The 19,745-nt window shown below is 69.7% G+C and carries 19 protein-coding genes; 17 read left to right on the forward strand and 2 right to left on the reverse strand.

What is annotated here, in order from left to right; genetic code table 11:
* Positions 1–280 precede the first annotated feature (280 nt).
* Positions 281–856, forward strand: coding sequence for a hypothetical protein (locus ACGFYN_RS08755; RefSeq protein WP_393865066.1), 576 nt, complete (start codon positions 281–283; stop codon positions 854–856).
* A gap of 56 nt (positions 857–912) precedes the next feature.
* On the opposite strand, the gene ACGFYN_RS08760 is transcribed toward ACGFYN_RS08755, so the two are convergent.
* Positions 913–1,215 carry a ferredoxin gene (locus ACGFYN_RS08760; protein WP_393865067.1) on the reverse strand — a complete coding sequence of 101 codons (303 nt, stop codon included), beginning with the start codon at positions 1,213–1,215 and terminating at the stop codon, positions 913–915.
* A gap of 243 nt (positions 1,216–1,458) precedes the next feature.
* Between ACGFYN_RS08760 and arc the strand changes: the two genes are divergently transcribed.
* The 5 genes from arc (at position 1,459) to prcA (ending at position 7,163) form a co-directional block, all read left to right on the forward strand.
* Positions 1,459–3,225, forward strand: a complete 1,767-nt coding sequence (gene arc / locus ACGFYN_RS08765) for a proteasome ATPase (RefSeq protein WP_393865068.1) — start codon at positions 1,459–1,461, stop codon at positions 3,223–3,225.
* A gap of 234 nt (positions 3,226–3,459) precedes the next feature.
* The gene (gene dop / locus ACGFYN_RS08770) at positions 3,460–4,971 is read left to right on the forward strand and encodes a depupylase/deamidase Dop (protein WP_393865069.1); all 1,512 of its coding nucleotides are present in this window, start codon (positions 3,460–3,462) and stop codon (positions 4,969–4,971) included.
* 155 nt (positions 4,972–5,126) lie between these two features.
* A complete protein-coding gene (locus ACGFYN_RS08775; RefSeq protein WP_030848612.1) occupies positions 5,127–5,345 on the forward strand; it encodes a ubiquitin-like protein Pup in 219 nt (72 codons plus the stop codon).
* A 152-nt stretch (positions 5,346–5,497) separates the two neighbouring features.
* Entirely contained in the window at positions 5,498–6,343 is an 846-nt protein-coding gene (prcB, locus tag ACGFYN_RS08780; protein ID WP_393865070.1) for a proteasome subunit beta, read from the forward strand.
* 61 nt (positions 6,344–6,404) lie between these two features.
* Positions 6,405–7,163 (forward strand): proteasome subunit alpha, encoded by a 759-nt coding sequence (gene prcA / locus ACGFYN_RS08785; RefSeq protein ID WP_393865071.1) that lies wholly within the window; start codon positions 6,405–6,407, stop codon positions 7,161–7,163.
* A 63-nt stretch (positions 7,164–7,226) separates the two neighbouring features.
* Here prcA and ACGFYN_RS08790 read toward each other — a convergent pair whose 3' ends face one another.
* Positions 7,227–8,243: a LacI family DNA-binding transcriptional regulator gene (locus ACGFYN_RS08790; RefSeq protein ID WP_393865072.1), complete on the reverse strand. Its 1,017-nt coding sequence runs from the start codon at positions 8,241–8,243 to the stop codon at positions 7,227–7,229.
* A gap of 101 nt (positions 8,244–8,344) precedes the next feature.
* Between ACGFYN_RS08790 and ACGFYN_RS08795 the strand changes: the two genes are divergently transcribed.
* From ACGFYN_RS08795 to ACGFYN_RS08845, 11 genes are all read left to right on the forward strand, one after another.
* Positions 8,345–9,604 (forward strand): MFS transporter, encoded by a 1,260-nt coding sequence (locus tag ACGFYN_RS08795; protein WP_393865073.1) that lies wholly within the window; start codon positions 8,345–8,347, stop codon positions 9,602–9,604.
* A gap of 9 nt (positions 9,605–9,613) precedes the next feature.
* Entirely contained in the window at positions 9,614–10,975 is a 1,362-nt protein-coding gene (pafA, locus tag ACGFYN_RS08800; protein ID WP_147997031.1) for a Pup--protein ligase, read from the forward strand.
* A 126-nt stretch (positions 10,976–11,101) separates the two neighbouring features.
* Positions 11,102–12,106, forward strand: coding sequence for an FKBP-type peptidyl-prolyl cis-trans isomerase (locus ACGFYN_RS08805; RefSeq protein ID WP_393865074.1), 1,005 nt, complete (start codon positions 11,102–11,104; stop codon positions 12,104–12,106).
* 60 nt (positions 12,107–12,166) lie between these two features.
* Entirely contained in the window at positions 12,167–12,538 is a 372-nt protein-coding gene (locus ACGFYN_RS08810) for an FKBP-type peptidyl-prolyl cis-trans isomerase (protein ID WP_384253292.1), read from the forward strand.
* Between the two features lie 131 nt (positions 12,539–12,669).
* Entirely contained in the window at positions 12,670–13,623 is a 954-nt protein-coding gene (locus ACGFYN_RS08815; protein WP_393865075.1) for a helix-turn-helix transcriptional regulator, read from the forward strand.
* A gap of 19 nt (positions 13,624–13,642) precedes the next feature.
* Positions 13,643–14,683 (forward strand): helix-turn-helix transcriptional regulator, encoded by a 1,041-nt coding sequence (locus ACGFYN_RS08820; RefSeq protein WP_393865076.1) that lies wholly within the window; start codon positions 13,643–13,645, stop codon positions 14,681–14,683.
* 69 nt (positions 14,684–14,752) lie between these two features.
* A complete protein-coding gene (locus ACGFYN_RS08825; protein ID WP_393865077.1) occupies positions 14,753–15,046 on the forward strand; it encodes a hypothetical protein in 294 nt (97 codons plus the stop codon).
* A gap of 10 nt (positions 15,047–15,056) precedes the next feature.
* Positions 15,057–15,251 carry a hypothetical protein gene (locus ACGFYN_RS08830; protein WP_393865078.1) on the forward strand — a complete coding sequence of 65 codons (195 nt, stop codon included), beginning with the start codon at positions 15,057–15,059 and terminating at the stop codon, positions 15,249–15,251.
* Positions 15,252–15,513: 262 nt separating this feature from the next.
* Positions 15,514–15,801 carry a Sec-independent protein translocase subunit TatA gene (tatA, locus tag ACGFYN_RS08835; protein WP_393865079.1) on the forward strand — a complete coding sequence of 96 codons (288 nt, stop codon included), beginning with the start codon at positions 15,514–15,516 and terminating at the stop codon, positions 15,799–15,801.
* A 47-nt stretch (positions 15,802–15,848) separates the two neighbouring features.
* On the forward strand, positions 15,849–16,799 hold the full coding sequence (gene tatC, locus ACGFYN_RS08840; protein WP_393865080.1) for a twin-arginine translocase subunit TatC: 951 nt from the start codon (positions 15,849–15,851) through the stop codon (positions 16,797–16,799).
* 87 nt (positions 16,800–16,886) lie between these two features.
* On the forward strand, positions 16,887–19,742 hold the full coding sequence (locus tag ACGFYN_RS08845; RefSeq protein WP_393865081.1) for a DEAD/DEAH box helicase: 2,856 nt from the start codon (positions 16,887–16,889) through the stop codon (positions 19,740–19,742).
* The last annotated feature ends 3 nt before the right edge of the window (positions 19,743–19,745 follow it).

The following is a 19,745-nucleotide window of genomic DNA, read 5'->3' on the forward strand; positions in this document are numbered from 1 at the left end:
ACCCACCCCCCCCCCCCCCACCCCCCCCCCCCCACCCCCCCCCCCCCCCCCCCCCACCCCCCCCCCCCCCCCCCCCCCCCCGCCCCCCCCCGCCCCCCCCCCCCCCCCCCCCCCCCCCCCCCCCCCCCCCGCCCCCCTTCTGTTGACACGGAGCGGCAAACCGAACAATCCGGGCGAGGAGTTGCCGAGGAACCGAACACCCCGCCGTTCCGCCTCACTGTGACGTGTGGCACGATGCAGGCCACCCCCACCGGCACAGCCCTCACAGGAGACGCTCCTAGTGCAGCAATCCGCCGTTCCGGAACTGGCACACACGCACACCCGGCCCATCCACTGGGTCGCCACCGCCACGGCCGTAGCGGGCGTCATGGCCCTCTCCTCGCTCCTGCAGCCCAACTCGGCGACCGCGGCCCAGCCGACGGCCGGCCCCGAGACCAAGTCCGCCCACGCGGTGGCCGCGCCCGGCACCGCCGGTGTCGAGTTCCCACTCACGTGCGGCCCGGTGAAGGCCGTCGTGCAGAAGAAGGCCACCGGCGACCTCGACGGCGACGGCAACCCGGAGACGGTCGCCGTGGTGCACTGCGACGCCCCCATGGGCACCCCGCCCGACGGCGTCTACGTGCTCACGCGCGCGAAGGACGGCAAGCCCCGCGTGGTGGCGACCCTCGCCGACCCCAAGACCGGGGACACGGTGAGTGACTTCGCGGTGCGTCGCGGAGCGGTCTTCGCCACCCTGCTCGGCTACTCCTCGGACGACGTGCCGCGTTGCTGCCCGGACGTGACCGAGCACGCGAAGTGGCAGTGGAAAAACGGCTCGTTCGAGCGCTCGACATCCGCCGCGGCGCACAGCGTCTGAGCCGCGCGGGAAGCGTGTGAGATTTCAGACAGTGGTGACAGCCCGTACCCGGGCGCTCACTCGGCGTCCGGGCCGTACACCTCGACCCTGTCCGAAACCCGCCGCACATGGATGCACTCGCCCGGGCACTCCCGGGCCGAGTCCACCACATCCGTGAGTAGCGGCAGGGGTACGGGGGTTGTGGCGCCCTTGCCCTGGAGGAGCTCGTCCTCGGAGCCCTTCACGTAGGCCAGCCCGTCGATGTCCAGCTCGAACACCTCGGGCGCGTACTGAGCGCAGATGCCGTCGCCGGTGCACAGGTCCTGATCGATCCAGACCTCCAGCGTCTCGCCGGGACCGGCCTCTTGCTGCACGCTCATAGCTCCTGCCGTTTACAAGTCGGGCGGGCGGGAATCCGGCCAGCTCTGACGGGTGTTGAACACTTCGACCCTACCTGGGGCAGCTTTCCAATCATGTTCGGTGGGTATTCCCCTGGCGTGAGGGAGAGCGCAAGGGTGAAGATCGGACACACCCCGACCGTCTTTGTGATCTAGGGGTTTCAATCGACACCCACCCAGGTAGGGTCTGGAAGCGTCCAGCTCCCCTTGGAGGAGGTGAGGACCGTGGCAGCCCACGACGACGACATGAACCGCGGCATCCGCCCGGGACGAGGGTCCGAGGACCCCGCCGGGCAGATTGCCTACCTTGAGCAGGAGATCGCCGTCCTGCGACGCAAGCTCGCCGACTCTCCGCGACACACGAGGATTCTCGAAGAGCGGATCGTCGAGCTGCAGACCAACCTGGCCGGCGTGTCCGCCCAGAACGAGCGACTTGCCAACACGCTCCGTGAGGCCCGCGACCAGATCGTGGCCCTCAAGGAAGAGGTCGACCGGCTGGCACAGCCGCCCGCCGGATTCGGCGTCTTCCTGCAAGCCAACGAGGACGGCACGGCCGACATCTTCACCGGGGGCCGCAAGCTCCGGGTGAACGTCAGCCCGAGCGTCGACCTCGAAGAGCTCCGGCGCGGCCAGGAAGTGATGCTCAACGAAGCGCTCAACGTGGTCGAGGCCATGGAGTTCGAGCGCGCAGGGGACATCGTCACCCTCAAGGAGATCCTCGAGGACGGCGAGCGCGCCCTGGTGCTCGGGCACACCGACGAGGAGCGGGTGGTACGGCTCGCGGAACCGCTGCTGGACGTGAACATCCGGCCCGGTGACGCCCTGCTGCTCGAGCCCCGTTCCGGCTATGTCTACGAGATCATTCCGAAGAGCGAGGTCGAGGAACTCGTCCTCGAAGAGGTGCCCGACATCGGCTACGAGCAGATCGGCGGTCTGGGAGGCCAGATCGAGGCGATCCGCGACGCCGTCGAGCTCCCCTACCTCTACCCGGACCTGTTCAAGGAGCACGAACTGCGCCCGCCCAAGGGCGTACTGCTCTACGGGCCTCCCGGATGCGGCAAGACGCTCATCGCCAAGGCCGTCGCCAACTCGCTGGCCAAGAAGGTCGCCGAGGTCACCGGTCAGGCCGCCGGCAAGAGCTTCTTCCTCAACATCAAGGGCCCGGAGCTGCTGAACAAGTACGTCGGCGAGACCGAGCGGCAGATCCGCCTCGTCTTCCAGCGTGCGCGTGAGAAGGCCAGCGAGGGCACGCCCGTCATCGTCTTCTTCGACGAGATGGAGTCGCTCTTCCGCACCCGGGGTTCCGGTGTCAGCTCGGACGTGGAGAACACCATCGTCCCGCAGCTGCTCGCCGAGATCGACGGTGTCGAGGGCCTGCAGAACGTGGTCGTGATCGGTGCCTCCAACCGCGAGGACATGATCGACCCCGCCATCCTGCGCCCCGGCCGCCTGGACGTGAAGATCAAGATCGAGCGTCCGGACGCCGAGGCCGCCAAGGACATCTTCGGCAAGTACCTCACCGAGCGCCTCCCGCTGCACGCCGACGACGTCGGCGAGCACGGCGGCAGCAAGACGACCACCGTCGAGAGCATGATCCAGACGGCCGTCGAGCACATGTACGCGGAATCCGAGGAGAACCGCTTCCTGGAGGTCACCTACGCCAACGGTGACAAGGAAGTCCTCTACTTCAAGGACTTCAACTCCGGCGCCATGATCGAGAACATCGTCGGCCGCGCCAAGAAGATGGCGATCAAGGACTTCCTCGACCACAACGCCAAGGGTCTGCGCGTCTCCCACCTCCTCCAGGCCTGCGTGGACGAGTTCAAGGAGAACGAGGACCTGCCGAACACCACGAACCCGGACGACTGGGCCCGGATCTCCGGAAAGAAGGGCGAACGGATCGTCTACATCCGTACCCTCATCACCGGAAAGCAGGGCGCCGACACCGGACGCTCCATCGACACGGTGGCGAACACCGGTCAGTACCTGTAAAAGACAGGGCGGCTGCGGGTGCCCTCACCGGGTACCCGCAGCCGACTGCTTTTCAGGCCACGGCTGGAGCAAGGCAATGACGCAAATGATCTCCCCACCAGCGCAAAGCCGTTCTAGGCTCTTCGGTACCGCGGAGTCGCGCAGTGCGGGGACGGGCACCGCACACGCACCGGAGCGCCAGCGGTACTTGAGCGGAGCCCCCGACCGAGGGCGCCGCCAGGCAAGGAGGGCCGCATGACCGTACGGCGAGTAATGGGCATCGAGACGGAGTACGGCATCTCCGTCCCCGGCCATCCCAACGCCAATGCCATGCTCACCTCGTCCCAGATCGTCAACGCCTACGCGGCGGCGATGCACCGGGCCCGCCGGGCCCGCTGGGACTTCGAGGAGGAGAACCCGCTGCGGGATGCGCGGGGCTTCGACCTCGCGCGCGAGGCCGCCGACTCCAGCCAGCTCACCGACGAGGACATCGGCCTCGCCAATGTGATCCTCACCAACGGCGCCCGGCTCTACGTCGACCACGCGCACCCCGAGTACAGCGCGCCCGAGGTCACCAATCCGCGCGACGCCGTCCTCTGGGACAAGGCCGGCGAGCGCATCATGGCCGAGGCCGCCGAGCGCGCGGCCCAGCTGCCCGGGGCGCAGCCGATCCACCTCTACAAGAACAACACCGACAACAAGGGCGCCTCCTACGGCACGCACGAGAACTACCTGATGAAGCGGGAGACCCCCTTCTCGGACATCGTGCGCCACCTCACGCCCTTCTTCGTCTCCCGGCAGGTCGTCACCGGGGCCGGCCGCGTCGGCATCGGCCAGGACGGCCATGAGCACGGCTTCCAGCTCAGCCAGCGCGCGGACTACTTCGAGGTCGAGGTCGGCCTGGAGACGACCCTCAAGCGCCCGATCATCAACACCCGCGACGAACCGCACGCGGACGCCGAGAAGTACCGCCGGCTGCACGTGATCATCGGCGACGCGAACCTCTCGGAGATCTCCACCTACCTCAAGCTGGGCACGACCGCCCTGGTCCTGTCCATGATCGAGGACGGCTTCATCGCGGTGGACCTGGCCGTCGACCAGCCGGTGCGCACGCTGCACCAGGTGTCGCACGACCCGTCCCTGAAGCGGCTGGTCACCCTCCGCAGCGGTCGCACGCTCACCGCGGTGCAGCTCCAGATGGAGTACTTCGAACTGTCCCGCAAGTACGTGGAGGAGCGCTTCGGCTCCGACGCGGACGAGCAGACCAAGGACGTCCTGGCCCGCTGGGAGGACACCCTCAACCGGCTGGAGAACGACCCGATGAGCCTGGCCGGCGAGCTGGACTGGGTCGCCAAGCGGGAGCTCATGGAGGGCTACCGGCGCCGCGACAGCCTGGACTGGGACGCCGCCCGTCTGCACCTGGTGGACCTCCAGTACGCCGACGTACGGCCGGAGAAGGGCCTCTACAACCGGCTGGTGGCCCGCGGCCGGATGAAGCGCCTGCTGGACGACGACGACATCGAGAGGGCTCGTACGAGCCCGCCGGAGGACACCCGCGCGTACTTCCGCGGCCGCTGCCTGGAGCAGTACGCCGACGACGTCGCGGCCGCCTCCTGGGACTCCGTGATCTTCGATCTGCCGGGCCGGGACTCGCTCCAGCGCGTCCCAACCCTCGAACCGCTTCGCGGAACGCGAAATCACGTCAAGGAGCTCCTGGACCGCTGCCGTACGGCGGAAGACCTGGTCAGGGTGCTGTCCGGCGGATGACGGGTACCCGGGGCCGACGCGCCCCAACAGGGTGGAAAACCTGGCGTAAGGGAATCATCGAGGTGGTCCCCGGACGTTGAGGGAACTGCGGGGCCGATGTCGGACCCTGCTTGTAGGGTCTGATCAAGAACGTCGAACCGAGCGGGGTGAGGGTTATGGCGACCAAGGACACCGGCGGCGGCCAGCAGAAGGCGACGCGCTCCACCGAGGAGGTCGAGGAGCAGGCGCAGGACGCGCAGGGCTCCGAGGACCTCAAGGAGCGCCAGGAGAAGCTGAGCGACGACGTGGACTCCGTCCTGGACGAGATCGACGACGTCCTCGAGGAGAACGCTGAGGACTTCGTCCGCTCCTTCGTCCAGAAGGGCGGGGAGTAACGCCCGTCGTCCGTCCCGGTCTCGGCGTGGCGCAAGCCGGTCGGCGCCGGGGCGGATGACAGGCGTCGGCACGGGTATGGTCCGTGCACGGATTTCGATGATCGGCTCGGCCGTTTTCGGCGGAGCCGCTGCCTTTACCTGGAAGGAAACGCGTGGAAGCCAACTCTCGTAGCACCGGGCGTCTGCCGGCTGCCTTCCTGACGCCCGGGTCGGCGTCCTTCATGGACTTCCTGTCCGAGCACCAGCCGGAGCTGCTGCCTGGCAAGCGTCAACTGCCTCCCACCCAGGGCGTGATCGAGGCGCCGCACGGCACCACCATCGTCGCCGTGTCGTTCCCCGGCGGCGTCGTGCTCGCCGGCGACCGCAGGGCCACCATGGGCAACGTCATCGCCCAGCGTGACATCGAGAAGGTCTTCCCGGCCGACGAGTACTCCGCGGTCGGCATCGCCGGTACGGCCGGTCTGGCGGTGGAGATGGTCAAGCTGTTCCAGCTGGAGCTGGAGCACTTCGAGAAGGTCGAGGGAGCGCAGCTCTCCCTCGAGGGCAAGGCGAACCGGCTGTCGACCATGATCCGTTCCAACCTCGGCATGGCCATGCAGGGCCTGGCCGTGGTTCCCCTCTTCGCCGGTTACGACGTGGACCGGGAGAAGGGCCGGATCTTCTCCTACGACGTGACGGGCGGCCGCAGCGAGGAGTCGGGCTATGCGGCCACGGGCTCCGGCTCGATCTTCGCGCGCGGTGCCATGAAGAAGCTCTTCCGCGACGACCTGACCGAGGACCAGGCCACCACGCTCGTGGTGCAGGCCCTCTATGACGCGGCAGACGACGACTCGGCGACCGGTGGTCCCGATGTCGCCCGCCGGATCTATCCGATCGTCACCGTGATCACCGATGACGGCTTCCGCCGGCTGACGGACGACGAGTCCGCCCAGATCGCCCGTTCCGTGCTGGAGCGGCGGCTGGAGCAGCCCGACGGTCCGCGGGCCGCGCTGCTGTAGCCGGCGACCCGCCGCTTTCAAGGTGATCCAGTTGACCTCGACAGAAAGGGACGGATAACCGGTGTCGACGCCGTTCTATGTTTCACCCCAGCAGGCCATGGCCGACCGGGCGGAGTACGCCCGCAAGGGCATCGCCCGTGGCCGCAGCCTGGTCGTGCTGCAGTACGCCGACGGCATCGTCTTCGTCGGCGAGAACCCGTCCCGCGCGCTGCACAAGTTCAGCGAGATCTACGACCGGATCGGCTTCGCGGCCGCCGGCAAGTACAACGAGTACGAGAACCTCCGCATCGGCGGCGTGCGCTACGCCGACCTGCGCGGTTACACCTACGACCGCGACGACGTGACCGCCCGCGGTCTCGCCAACGTCTACGCCCAGACGCTGGGCACGATCTTCTCCTCGGCGGGCGAGAAGCCGTACGAGGTGGAGCTGGTGGTGGCCGAGGTCGGCGAGACCCCGGACGGCGACCAGATCTACCGGCTGCCGCACGACGGCTCGATCGTGGACGAGCACGGCTCGGTCGCGGTCGGGGGCAACGCGGAGCAGATCAGCAGCTATCTCGATCAGCGCCACCAGGACGGCATGACCCTGGCCGAGGCGCTCAGGCTGGCCGTCACGGCCCTGTCCCGCGACACGAACGGCAGCGAGCGGGAGATCCCCGCCGAGCGCCTGGAGGTCGCGGTGCTGGACCGTACGCGCCCGCAGGCCCGTAAGTTCCGGCGGATCGTCGGCCGCCAGCTCTCCCGGCTCCTGGAGAGCGACGGGGCGGCCACCGAGGCCGACAGCTCCGACGAGGCCGGTGACCCGGACTCGGAGGAGTAGTCCGCCTCTCCTCACCTCACCCCTCGTGTGCCCCGGTCGTCGCCCGGCCGGGGCACAGGGCGCTCAGGAGGCGCAGGGCGGCGCCGTGGAACCCCGCACGACCAGCTCGACGGGGATGTCACCGGCCTCCGGCGCCCGGCCTTCCAGGACCGCCAGCAGGGCCTCCATGCCGCGTTCGCCGAACAGCTCGGCGTCCAGGCGCACGGTCGTCAGCTCGGGATCGAGGGCCGTGGCGAGCGCGAGGTCGTCCAGACCGGTGACGGAGATGTCGTCGGGGACCCGCAGACCGAGCCGCCGGGCCGCCTTGTATGCACCGGCCGCCAGCTTGTCGTCGTCGCACACCAGGGCCGTGGGTCGGGGTCCCGGCGCCGCCAGGGCCGCCTCGGCGGCGGTCAGGGCGCCCTCGATGGAGATCGGTGCCCGGGCCGTCCGTACGGAGGTGCCGGGGACCGAGCCCGCCCGCGCGGCGAGTTCACGCGCGCGCACCTCGAAGGTCCAGGACGCCACGTCCGCGGCCAGGTGCAGGAAGCGCCGGTGACCGAGGCCCAGCAGATGGTCGACGACCTGCCGGACACCGTCGGCGATGTCCAGGTTCACCGTCGCCGCGCCGAGGCTGCCCTCCGGGTCGCTGTCGAGCATCACCAGGGGCAGCTGGTCGCCGCGGATCACGGTGAGGGCGTCCGCGGCCATGGAGGAGGCGATGACGCCGTCCAGGGCGGCCTGGGCGGACGCGAAGGGGTCGCGGGCCGGGCCGATGCCCTCGGGGGAGGGGTACAGGACGACGCCGAAGCCGTGCTCGGCGGCCACGCGCGCGGCGCCCGTGTAGACGCCGGCGAAGAACTCGGTGGTCAGCGCCGGGACGACGAGCAGCACCGTACGGGTGCGGCCCAGGCGCAGATTGCGGGCGGCGAGGTTGGGGCGGTAGCCGAGTTCGCGTGCGGCCTCCCGTACGCGCTCGACGGTGGCCTCGGAGACGCGGCCGCGCCACTTGTCGCCCAGCACGAGCGAGACGGCGGCCTGGGAGACGCCCGCCGCCTGCGCGACGTCACGGCTGGTCGGGCGCGTACTGCTGCGTGCCACCGTGGGCCTGCTCTCTTCGTCTGGGGCCTTCGCCTGGACTACGAACAGCGCACATGCTACGTATGGGAGTCGAGGTTATACGTAACACTTGGAGGCGGGACATGGCCGCGGGATACCTGGAGATCCTCAGGGCGAGACACGCGGCCCGGCTGCTGACGGGCACGCTGGTGGGGCGGCTGCCCAATGCGACCGCCGCGATCGCCCTGGTGCTGTTCGTCCGCGCAGAGGGCGGCACGTACAGCCTGGCGGGTGTCCTCGCGGCGGTGTACGGCGTGGCCAACGCCGTCGGCCAGCCCGTCCTCGGCCGGCTTGTGGACCTGTACGGCCAGCCGCGTGTCCAGCTGCCCGCGGCCGTCCTGTCGGCCCTCGCGATGGCGGGCTTCGCCTTCTCGGGCACCGACCCGCTTCCGCTCGCCTACGCGTGCGTGGCGGCCGCCGGGCTCTTCACGCCGCCCCTGGAGGGCGGTCTGCGGGCCTTGTGGCCGTCGGTGCTGCGCCGTGAGGAGCAGGTGCACACGGCGTACGCCATGGACGCCGTGGCGCAGGAGGTCATGTTCACGGCCGGCCCGTTGCTGGTGACCCTGTGCGTGTCGCTCTGGTCGGAGCGGGCGGCCCTGCTGGCGCTCAACGCCCTGGGTGTCCTCGGCGCCCTGTCCGTGGTCCTCTCGCCGCCCTCGCGCGCGTGGCGGTCGGCGCCGCGCGAGGCGCACTGGCTGGGCGCCCTGCGCTCCCGGGGGCTGCTCGCCCTGCTGGGCGCGTTCCTGTTCGTCGGCATCGCACTGGGCTCCATCACGGTGGCCTCGGTGCCGTACGCCGACGACCACGGCGGAGACGCCGTGTACGGCTGGCTGATGGCCGCGCTGGGGCTCGGCGCGCTCGTCGGAGGGACGGTCTACGGGGCGCGGCGGTGGACCGGCGAGCCCGCGCGCCGACTGCAGCTCCTGGTGGGCCTTCTGGCGGTGTGTTACCTGCCGCTGACGCTGATGCCCGGCACGGTCGCCATGGTGCTGCTGACGGCCCTCGCCGGGCTCTTCCTGGCGCCCGTCATCGCCTGCGCCTTCGTGCTCGTCGACCGGCACGCGCCGGCCGGGACGGTCACCGAGGCATTCTCCTGGCTCGTGACGACGTTCACGGTGGGGGCGTCGGTCGGAACGGGCCTCGCGGGCCCGGTCGTAGAGACGGGCGGGGCGCTGTGGGGCTTCGCCGTGCCCGGTGCCGCGGGCGGTGTGTCGCTGCTGGTTCTGCTGGCCACCGGACGGGTCCTCGCAGCTCCCGCGGGTGGCGCGGTCGTTGCGGCTTCATCCGAAAATGATCCGAACCGAGCGGCCGAACCCCGTTTCAGCTCAGGGGATCGGGCGTAATGTTCACTCATGGACCGCCGCATTTTCGGGCTGGAGAACGAGTACGGCGTCACGTGTACGTTCAGGGGACAGCGCCGCCTGTCTCCCGACGAGGTGGCGCGGTACCTCTTCCGCCGTGTCGTGTCATGGGGCCGCAGCAGCAATGTCTTTCTGCGAAACGGCGCCCGCCTCTATCTCGACGTGGGCTCACATCCGGAATACGCGACACCCGAATGTGACAACGTGACCGAACTGGTCACCCACGACAAGGCCGGCGAACGCATTCTGGAAGGGCTACTGGTAGACGCCGAACGACGCCTGCACGAGGAAGGAATCGCGGGCGACGTCTACCTCTTCAAGAACAACACCGACTCGGCGGGCAACTCCTACGGCTGCCACGAGAACTATCTCGTCGCGCGCCACGGGGAGTTCTCCCGGCTCGCGGACATCCTCATTCCGTTCCTGGTCACGCGCCAGCTGCTGTGCGGTGCGGGCAAGGTGCTGCAGACGCCGCGCGGCGCGGTGTACTGCGTCAGCCAGCGGGCCGAGCACATCTGGGAGGGCGTCTCCTCGGCGACGACCCGCTCCAGGCCGATCATCAACACCCGCGACGAACCGCACGCGGACGCCGAGCGCTACCGCCGCCTGCACGTCATCGTGGGCGACTCCAACATGTCCGAGACGACCATGCTGCTCAAGGTCGGCGCGACCGACCTGGTGCTGCGCATGATCGAGGCGGGCACCGTGATGCGGGACCTGACCCTGGAGAACCCGATCCGGGCGATCCGCGAGGTCAGCCACGACATCACCGGCCGGCGCAAGGTGCGCCTGGCCAGCGGCCGCGAGGCCTCCGCCCTCGAGGTGCAGCGCGAGTACTACGAGAAGGCCGTGGACTTCTGCGAGCGCCGGGGCATCCGCACCGGCACCGTCGAGCAGGTCCTGGAGCTGTGGGGCCGCACTCTGGACTCGATCGAGGCCGAGGACCTCGACCGGATCGGCACCGAGATCGACTGGGTCATGAAGTATCAGCTCATCGAGCGGTACCGGGCCAAGCACAACATGACCATGTCCCACCCGAGGGTCGCGCAGATAGACCTCGCCTACCACGACATCCACCGCCGTCGTGGCCTGTACTACCTGCTCGAGAAGAAGGGTCAAGCAGCGCGGATCTGCAACGACTTGAAGATCTTCGAGGGCAAGTCCGTCCCCCCGCAGACCACCAGGGCCCGGCTGCGCGGCGACTTCATCCGCAGGGCCCAGGAACAGCGCCGGGACTTCACCGTCGACTGGGTCCACCTCAAGCTCAACGACCAGGCGCAGCGCACGGTGTTGTGCAAGGACCCGTTCCGCTCGGTGGACGACAGGGTGGAGAAGCTCATCGCAGGAATGTGAGCAACGCGTTCCGGTGAAAGGCCGGAACGCAACACGGGCGCCGTACGTTTCCAGTGCGGCGCCCTTCTCACGCCGTAGAGTTGCGCGCACGCCATCCACAAGATCGACCGATACGAGGCCCCCACCGTGCGCCGACGCTCCCTTCTGATCGCTGTACCCGCAGGACTTGTCACCGTCGCCGGCTGCGGTGACGACAAGAAGTCCGACTCGAGCAAGGCCAGCGACAGCGCGTCGCCCTCCGCCTCGGCCACGTCCGCCGCGCCGCCGCCGAAGGTCGTCGACGGTCCGCTGCCGGCCATCACCGCGGGTACGAAGTTCGGTGAGAAGCCGACCGTGGCCAAGGGCTCGGGCGAGCCGTCGAAGCAGCTCGCGGTGAAGACGGCGATCGCGGGAGCGGGCAAGACGGTCGCCGAGAACGACTATGTGCAGGCGCACTACCTCGGCCAGGTCTGGAACACGGCGAAGGTCTTCGACAACTCCTACGACCGCAAGACCCCGTTGCTCATCCAGCTCGCCGAGGGCAGCATCATCGACGGCTGGCGATATGCCCTCCAGGGCAAGAAGGTCGGCAGCCGCGTCCTCTTCTCCGTGCCGCCCACCTGGGGTTACGGCAAGGCGGGCAACGCACAGGCGGGCATCAAGGGCACCGACACGCTGGTGTTCGTCGCCGACATCCAGGGCGCGTTCAACGCGTCCAGCTCCGCCAAGGGCACCGACGTCCCGCAGAACGACGCGAGCCTGCCCAAGGTCGGCACCAACACCGACGGCAAGGCGCCCTCCATCGAGATCCCCAAGAAGGACGCGCCCACCGACCTGGTGGCGAAGTACGTCATCGAGGGCGACGGCGACGTGGTCGCCGCCAAGGACAGCGTTCTGGTGCAGTACAAGGGTGTCTTCTGGGACAACGCCAAGGAGTTCGACTCGACGTACAGCCGCAAGGCGCTGACGTCGTTCGGCCTCCAGCAGGTCGTCAAGGGCTGGGCGCAGGGCCTGACGGGCAAGAAGGTCGGCAGCCGGGTCCTCATCGTCGTCCCGCCGAAGCTGGGTTACGGCGACAAGCCGCCGGCCGGCAGCGGTATCAAGAAGGACTCCGTACTGGTCTTCTCGGTCGACATCCTCGCGAAGATGTAGCCCGCCGGGATGTAAGACTGTGTGTGTTGCCTTTCCGCAGACAAGCAGGAGCTGAAAGACGTGAGCATCGAGAAGCCCGAGATCGACTTCCCGGGCGGCGAGCCCCCGGCGGACCTCGAGATCAAGGACATCTGGGAGGGCGACGGCGCTGTTGCGCAGGCGGGCCAGACCGTCACCGTCCACTACGTGGGCGTTGCCTTCAGCACCGGTGAGGAGTTCGACGCCAGCTGGAACCGCGGCACCCCGTTCCGCTTCCCGCTGGGCGGCGGCCGGGTCATCGCGGGCTGGGACCAGGGCGTGCAGGGCATGAAGGTCGGTGGCCGCCGCCAGCTGACCATCCCCGCGCACCTCGCCTACGGCAACCAGAGCCCGACCCCGGCGATCAAGCCGGGCGAGACTCTGATCTTCGTGGTCGACCTCGTCGCGGTCTGACTCCCGGATCCGATCGGACCCGATCACCTGGGGCCCATGCCTGTCCAGGCATGGGCCCTCGGCTTTTGCCACGCCACTTCGGGGCGGTACGGTCAACGTCGTAAAGCACCATAGGGAGGCGAAGGGCGTCGATGGCCATTGCCAAGGCGGAACGGCTGATGAACCTCGCGCTGTGTCTGCTCGGGACCCGGCGGCCGCTGAGCAAGCGCGAGCTGCGCGAGTCCATCGAGGCCTACCTCGAAGCGGGCAGCGACGACTCCTTCAGCCGCATGTTCGAGCGCGACAAGGACGATCTGCGCGAACTCGGCCTGGTCATCGAGACGGTGGAGAACCTCGACGGCGAGACGGGCTATCTGGCCCGCCGCGACAGCAACCGCCTCCCGCCGATCACCCTCGACGCCGAGGAGGCCGCCGCCCTGGGTCTCGCCGCCAAGGTGTGGCAGCAGGCCCGGCTCGCCGGAGCGGCCAGCGGAGCCCTGCAGAAGCTGCGCGCGGCCGGCCTGCCCGAGGATGTCGACCCGTACGAGGCACATGGCGCCCTGGAACCGCGCATCCCGGTGCACGAGGCCGCCTTCGAACCGCTGATGCTGGCCTGCCGCGACCGCCGCCCGGTCGTCTTCGACTACCGCAAGGCCACCGCCGCCCGCCCCGAGCCCCGGCACGTCGAGCCGTGGGCGCTGGAGTGCTGGCGCGGTCACTGGTACCTGGCGGGCTGGGACCGCGACCGGGGCGCCGAGCGCGTCTTCCGGCTGTCGCGGATCACCGGCAAGGTGCGCAGCCGCAGCGGGCAGTTCACCGCTGCCGTACCCGACGTGGTCACCGTCCGCGAGACCGTCGCGGGCTGGGCGGGGGAGACCGCCGACCGCTCCGCGCTGATCCGGCTGCGCTCGGGGTCGGGGTACCCCCTTCGGGCGAAGGCCACCGCGGTGCGGGAACTCGGCGGCGGCTGGGACGAGTTGGAGATTCCGTACGGACACGGGCTGGACGCCTGGCTGGTGGAGTTCGGGCCGGACGTGGTGGTCCTGGAGCCGGCCGAGCTGCGCGCCGACGTGGTGGACCGGCTGCAGGCCGTGGCCAAGGGCTGAGGGGGAGCGGAGCAGGACAGTGGCAGGCAAACCGGTCAGGCCCGTCAACGCCATCGACCAGACCAGGCGGATGCTCTCCCTGGTGACGTATCTCAAGGAGCGTCCCGGAGCGCGGGTCGAGGATGTCGCGCGCGCCTTCGGCATCACCGAGGACGAGCTGGTCTCCGACCTCGACGTGCTGCCCATGTGCGGCACCAGCTTCCGCGGCGGCGATCTGCTCGACATCGACACCGACGGCGAGCGCATCTGGTGGCACAACGCGGCCGCCCTCGGCGAGGAAGCGGCGGAGCCGCTGCGGCTGGCCGCCGACGAGGCGACCGCGCTGCTGGTGGCCGCCCGCGCGGTCTCCACGCTGCCCGGGCTGCGCGAGGGCGACCGGCAGGCGCTGCTGCGTGCCACCGCCAAGGTGGAGACCGCGGCCGGCGAGGCGGCGGGCGCCAGCTCCCGGCTCTCGGTGACCTTCGAGTCCGAGGGCGGTGTCTTCGCCGACGTCGACCGCGCGATCGCGGAGCGCCGCCGGCTGTGGATCCGTTACTACTCGCCCGCGCGCGACGAGCTCAGCGAGCGGGAGATCGACCCCATCCGCCTGGTCAGCGTCGGGCACACGTACGTGGAGGCGTGGTGCCGCCGCTCCGAGGCGCGCCGCACCTTCCGGCTGGACCGGGTCGCCGAGATCAAGATCCTCGACGAGCCGGCCGCGCCGCCCGAGATCGAGCTGCGGGACCTGTCGGAAGGTCTGGTGCAGCCCGCCGCCGAGGACCCGGAGGTCGTGGTCGAGGTCGGCCCGGGCGGTCGCTGGGTCGCCGAGTACTACCCGCACGACAGCGCGGATGAGCTTGCGGACGGCGGGCTGCGTATCAGCCTGCGTACGCCCGACCCGGCCTCGCTGCGGCGGCTGGCGCTGCGGCTCGGGCGGGACGGCCGGATCGTCGCCCCGCGTGACCTCGCCGACAGCGCCCGCCGGGCGGCCCGTGAGGCACTGGCGGCGTACGACGGCGTGGAGGCGCAGGGACCGCGCGGCGGGCTTGTGGTGGACGACGGGCAGTACGACAGGGAGTGAGCCGCGGGGTGAGCCGGCCCCGGCCGAGACGCCCGAGGGCGAACGACCCGAAGTAGAGGAGCAAGAGCTTTGAGCGAGTCGTCGGTGTCTGAAGTGCAGCACATGTCGGTGGCGGCAGCCTTCGCCGGGATGAGAGGCGCGTCGGCGGTGACCTTCAGGGCGGGCTGCCCGGAGTGCCGCGGCAGCTTCGAGCTCGCCGCCGGTGCGCTGCGCCTCGCCATCGGCGCCTCCAGCCGCACCACGTTCTACTCCTTCACCTGCCCCGACTGCGGCTCCTCGGTTCGCAAGCCGGCCGGGGAGCGGATCGTGGAGCTGCTGACCGGCGGCGGGGTCAGGACGCTGCGGCTGCACTCCACCCTCTAGGCTCGACCCCATGTTCTGGCCGATGTTCGCGGTAGCTGTGGGTTTCCTGGGTCTCGCCGTGCTGGCGGTGTTCGCCGTGCGGGTGTTCCTGGAGGCGGAGCGGCTGGGCAGGCAGGTGACGGACTCCGCGCGCCGTATCAACCGGGCCGCGGAGGATCTGGAGCGGGCGGCCGTGAGCACGGCCCGGGCGGTGGACTCGGTCTGAGTACCGCTGTGCGAGGCATGTGAGTCCTGTGCCGGAGGCGATTTGGGCCGCTTCGGCCTGTCACCGGGGCCACCCTGGCAGGTACCCTGCTGGTCGCGGCCCGGAGAACGAGGCCCGGACCGCGGACCGGGAGTACGCACGGGGATTGCCTGACGTTTACCCCTGAGCGTTACGATCGCTGTCAGACGGTCGATCGGACATGTGTCCGACCGGTCGGACGGCATCCCAACCCCCAGCCGCCTCGGTGAGAAGGTAAAGACTTATGTTCGGAAGGCTCGGCGCCCCCGAGATCATTCTCATCCTCGTCGTCGTCATCCTGCTGTTCGGCGCGAAGAAGCTTCCCGACATGGCGCGCTCGCTCGGCAAGTCCGCCCGCATCCTCAAGAGCGAGGCGAAGGCGATGAAGGACGAGGGCAACGGCACGGCCACGCCCGCCGGTCCGCCGAACAACGGCGAGCAGCCCCCCGCGCAGCGCACCATCCAGGCCTCCCCCGGCGACGTGACCAGCTCGCGCCCGGTCAACGAGCCGACGGACACCACGAAGGCCTGATGCAGGGCCGGACGCCTCCGGCCTGCCGCACGAGATGAGGATGTGGGTTGCCCAAGTCTGCCCGCAAACAGGAGAAGGATCCCGAGGGGCGGATGCCCCTTGCGGACCACCTTCGTGAGCTCCGCAACCGGCTCGCGAAGGCGATGCTGGCGATCGTGCTCGTCACGGCCGTCGCCGCCTTCTTCTACAACGACATCATCAATTTCATCACCAAGCCGGTGCTGGACTCGGTCGGCTGCGGCCAGACCTTCGAGCAACTGGCGAAGGCGCACCAGAAGAACCACCAGTGCGCGCAGATCACGATCAACGGTCTGCTCACACCGTTCACGCTGGCGCTGAAGGTGTCCCTGATGGCCGGCGTCGTGCTGGCCTCCCCGGTCTGGCTGTACCAGCTCTGGGCGTTCGTGGCGCCGGGCCTGCACCGCCACGAGCGCAAGTACGCCTACGCCTTCGTCGCCACCGGCGCACCGCTGTTCTTCGGCGGTGCCTACTTCGCCTACCGGGTGCTGCCCACCACGGCGAAGGTGCTGATCGGCTTCACGCCGAAGGACGTCAACAACCTGCTGCCGCTGGACGACCTGCTCGACCTCGTGACCCGCATGGTGCTGGTCTTCGGTCTGTCCTTCGAGCTGCCGCTGCTGCTGATCATGCTCAACCTGACCGGGATCCTGACCGGTAGGCGCATGCTCGGCTGGTGGCGCGGGATGATCATGGCCATCACGGTGTTCGCGGCGGTGGCGACGCCGAGCACCGACCCGCTGACCATGCTGGCGCTCGCCGGGCCGATCTGGGTGCTGTACTTCGGCGCGGTCGTCTTCTCGCTGCTGAACGACCGGCGCAAGCGGCTGCGCGACGCCGAGGGCCCCGCCGACGACGAGGCCTCGGACCTGGATCTCACCCCCGAGGACATCGGCGAGGTCGAGACGGTCTCCGCCAGCCGGGCGCTGCCCGAGCAGACGAACACGGACCGGGTGAACGGCTACGACGACGTGACCTGAGTCCGCGCCCGCACAAGTCCGCGAGAGGTGCCCGCGTCCCTGGTGACGTGGGCACCTCCCGGTGTTTGACGGCCCGGGTTCCGGATAATGATCGTCCTGTTGTCAGTGTGGCCCGGTACGCTCGAAAGTACGATGACAGAGGACCTCTCCCCGGCCGAGCGGTACGCGGCTGCCCGCAGGCGAGCTGCCGAGCAGGCCACCGCGCTCGCCTCCTTCCGCGAGATGTACGACTTCGGCCTCGACCCCTTCCAGATCGAGGCCTGCCAGGCGCTCGAGGCGGGCAAGGGCGTACTGGTCGCGGCGCCCACCGGTTCCGGCAAGACGATCGTCGGCGAGTTCGCCGTCCACCTCGCCCTCCAGCAGGGCAAGAAGTGCTTCTACACGACCCCCATCAAGGCGCTGTCGAACCAGAAGTACGCCGACCTGTGCCGCCGTTACGGCGCGGACAAGGTCGGCCTGCTCACCGGCGACAACAGCGTCAACTCCGACGCCCCGGTGGTCGTGATGACCACCGAGGTGCTGCGGAACATGCTGTACGCGGGCTCCCAGACCCTCCTCGGCCTCGGCTACGTGGTGATGGACGAGGTGCACTACCTCTCCGACCGCTTCCGCGGCGCCGTATGGGAAGAGGTGATCATCCACCTCCCCGAGTCGGTGACCCTGGTGTCACTGTCCGCGACCGTCTCCAACGCCGAGGAGTTCGGCGACTGGCTCGACACCGTCCGCGGTCGCACCGAGGTGATCGTCTCCGAGCACCGGCCCGTGCCGCTGTTCCAGCACGTGCTCGCCGGGCGGCGGATGTACGACCTGTTCGAGGAGGGCGAGGGCAGCAAGAAGGCCGTCAACCCCGACCTCACGCGCCTGGCCCGCATGGAGGCGAGCCGCCCCTCGTACCAGGACCGCAGGCGCGGCCGGGCGATGCGCGAGGCCGACCGTGAGCGGGAGCGCAGACAGCGGTCGCGGGTGTGGACCCCGGGCCGCCCGGAGGTCATCGAACGGCTCGACGCCGAGGGCCTGTTGCCCGCCATCACCTTCATCTTCAGCCGCGCGGCCTGCGAGGCGGCGGTCCAGCAGTGCCTCTACGCCGGCCTGCGGCTCAACGACGACGAGGCGCGCGGCAAGGTGCGCGCCCTCGTCGAGGAGCGCACGGCGTCCATCCCGACCGAGGACCTGCACGTCCTCGGTTACTACGAGTGGCTGGAGGGCTTGGAGCGCGGTATTGCGGCCCACCACGCGGGCATGCTGCCGACGTTCAAGGAGGTCGTCGAGGAGCTCTTCGTACGCGGCCTGGTGAAGGCCGTGTTCGCGACCGAGACGCTGGCGCTGGGCATCAACATGCCCGCGCGCTCGGTGGTGTTGGAGAAGCTCGTCAAGTGGAACGGCGAGCAGCACGCCGACATCACCCCGGGCGAGTACACGCAGCTGACGGGTCGTGCGGGCCGGCGCGGCATCGATGTCGAGGGCCATGCGGTGGTGCTGTGGCAGCGCGGCATGAGCCCCGAGCACCTGGCGGGACTGGCGGGCACGCGCACGTATCCGCTGCGCTCCAGCTTCAGGCCCTCGTACAACATGGCGGTCAACCTGGTCGATCAGTTCGGCCGGCACCGCTCGCGCGAGCTGCTGGAGACGTCCTTCGCGCAGTTCCAGGCCGACAAGTCGGTCGTCGGGATCTCGCGGCAGGTGCAGCGCAACGAGGAGGGCCTGGAGGGCTACCAGGCCTCGATGACCTGCCACCTCGGTGACTTCGAGGAGTACGCGCTGCTGCGGCGCGAGCTCAAGGACCGGGAGACCGAGCTGGCCCGGCAGGGCGCCGCCCAGCGGCGCTCGGAGGCCGCGGTCGCGCTGGAGAAGCTCAAGCCGGGCGACGTCATCCATGTGCCGACGGGCAAGTACGCCGGTCTGGCCCTGGTGCTGGACCCCGGGCTGCCCGCCGGGCGGTCCAACGGCCATCGCGGCTTCGAGCACCACGACGGGCCACGTCCGCTGGTGCTGACGGCGGAGCGCCAGGTCAAGCGGCTGGCGTCGATGGACTTCCCGGTGCCGGTCGAGGCGCTGGAGCGGATGCGCATCCCCAAGTCCTTCAACGCCCGCTCCCCGCAGTCCCGTCGGGACCTCGCCTCGGCGCTGCGCACCAAGGCCGGGCACATCCCGCCGGAGCGCGCCCGCAAGAAGCGGTCCATGGCCGTCGACGACCGTGAGATCGCACGGCTGCGCACCGCCATCCGCGCGCACCCCTGCCACGGATGCAGCGACCGTGAGGACCATGCGCGATGGGCCGAGCGGTATCACCGGCTGCTGAAGGACACGTCGCAGCTGGAGCGGCGTATCGAGGGCCGCACGAACACGATCGCCCGGACCTTCGACCGCATCGTGGCGCTGCTGACCGAGCTGGACTACCTGCGCGGTGACGAGGTCACCGTGCACGGCAAGCGGCTGGCCCGGCTCTACGGCGAGCTGGACCTGCTGGCGAGCGAGTGCCTGCGGGCCGGGGTCTGGGAAGGGCTCGGTCCCGCGGAACTGGCCGCGTGCGTCTCGGCGTTGGTGTACGAGGCACGGGTCGGTGACGACGCGATGGCCCCGAAGCTGCCGTCCGGGAAGGCCAAGGCCGCGCTCGGCGAGATGGTGCGGATCTGGGGGCGGCTGGACGCGCTGGAGGAGGACTTCCGGATCACGCAGACCGAAGGGGTCGGCCAGCGGGAGCCGGATCTCGGGTTCGCCTGGGCCGCGTACATGTGGGCCAGTGGGAAGGGGCTCGACGAGGTTCTCCGGGAGGCGGAGATGCCGGCCGGGGATTTCGTGCGGTGGTGCAAGCAGGTGATCGACGTGCTGGGGCAGATCTCCGCGGCGTCGGCCTCTGTGGAGGGCTCGACCGTGGGGAAGGCCGCGCGTAAGGCGGTCGAGGAGTTGCTGCGGGGGGTTGTGGCCTACTCATCGGTGGGGTGACGG

Source organism: Streptomyces sp. NPDC048419 (assembly GCF_043200415.1).
Taxonomy (GTDB): domain Bacteria; phylum Actinomycetota; class Actinomycetes; order Streptomycetales; family Streptomycetaceae; genus Streptomyces.

What these genes read in the sequence shown, in the direction of transcription:
- ACGFYN_RS08760 (WP_393865067.1), bottom strand. Translation starts at nt 1,215, where the DNA reads ATGAGCGTGCAGCAAGAGGCCGGTCCCGGCGAGACGCTGGAGGTCTGG.
- dop (WP_393865069.1), top strand. Translation starts at nt 3,460, where the DNA reads ATGACCGTACGGCGAGTAATGGGCATCGAGACGGAGTACGGCATCTCC.
- ACGFYN_RS08775 (WP_030848612.1), top strand. Translation starts at nt 5,127, where the DNA reads ATGGCGACCAAGGACACCGGCGGCGGCCAGCAGAAGGCGACGCGCTCC.
- ACGFYN_RS08795 (WP_393865073.1), top strand. Translation starts at nt 8,345, where the DNA reads ATGGCCGCGGGATACCTGGAGATCCTCAGGGCGAGACACGCGGCCCGG.
- pafA (WP_147997031.1), top strand. Translation starts at nt 9,614, where the DNA reads ATGGACCGCCGCATTTTCGGGCTGGAGAACGAGTACGGCGTCACGTGT.
- ACGFYN_RS08815 (WP_393865075.1), top strand. Translation starts at nt 12,670, where the DNA reads ATGGCCATTGCCAAGGCGGAACGGCTGATGAACCTCGCGCTGTGTCTG.
- ACGFYN_RS08830 (WP_393865078.1), top strand. Translation starts at nt 15,057, where the DNA reads ATGTTCTGGCCGATGTTCGCGGTAGCTGTGGGTTTCCTGGGTCTCGCC.
- tatA (WP_393865079.1), top strand. Translation starts at nt 15,514, where the DNA reads ATGTTCGGAAGGCTCGGCGCCCCCGAGATCATTCTCATCCTCGTCGTC.
- ACGFYN_RS08845 (WP_393865081.1), top strand. Translation starts at nt 16,887, where the DNA reads ATGATCGTCCTGTTGTCAGTGTGGCCCGGTACGCTCGAAAGTACGATG.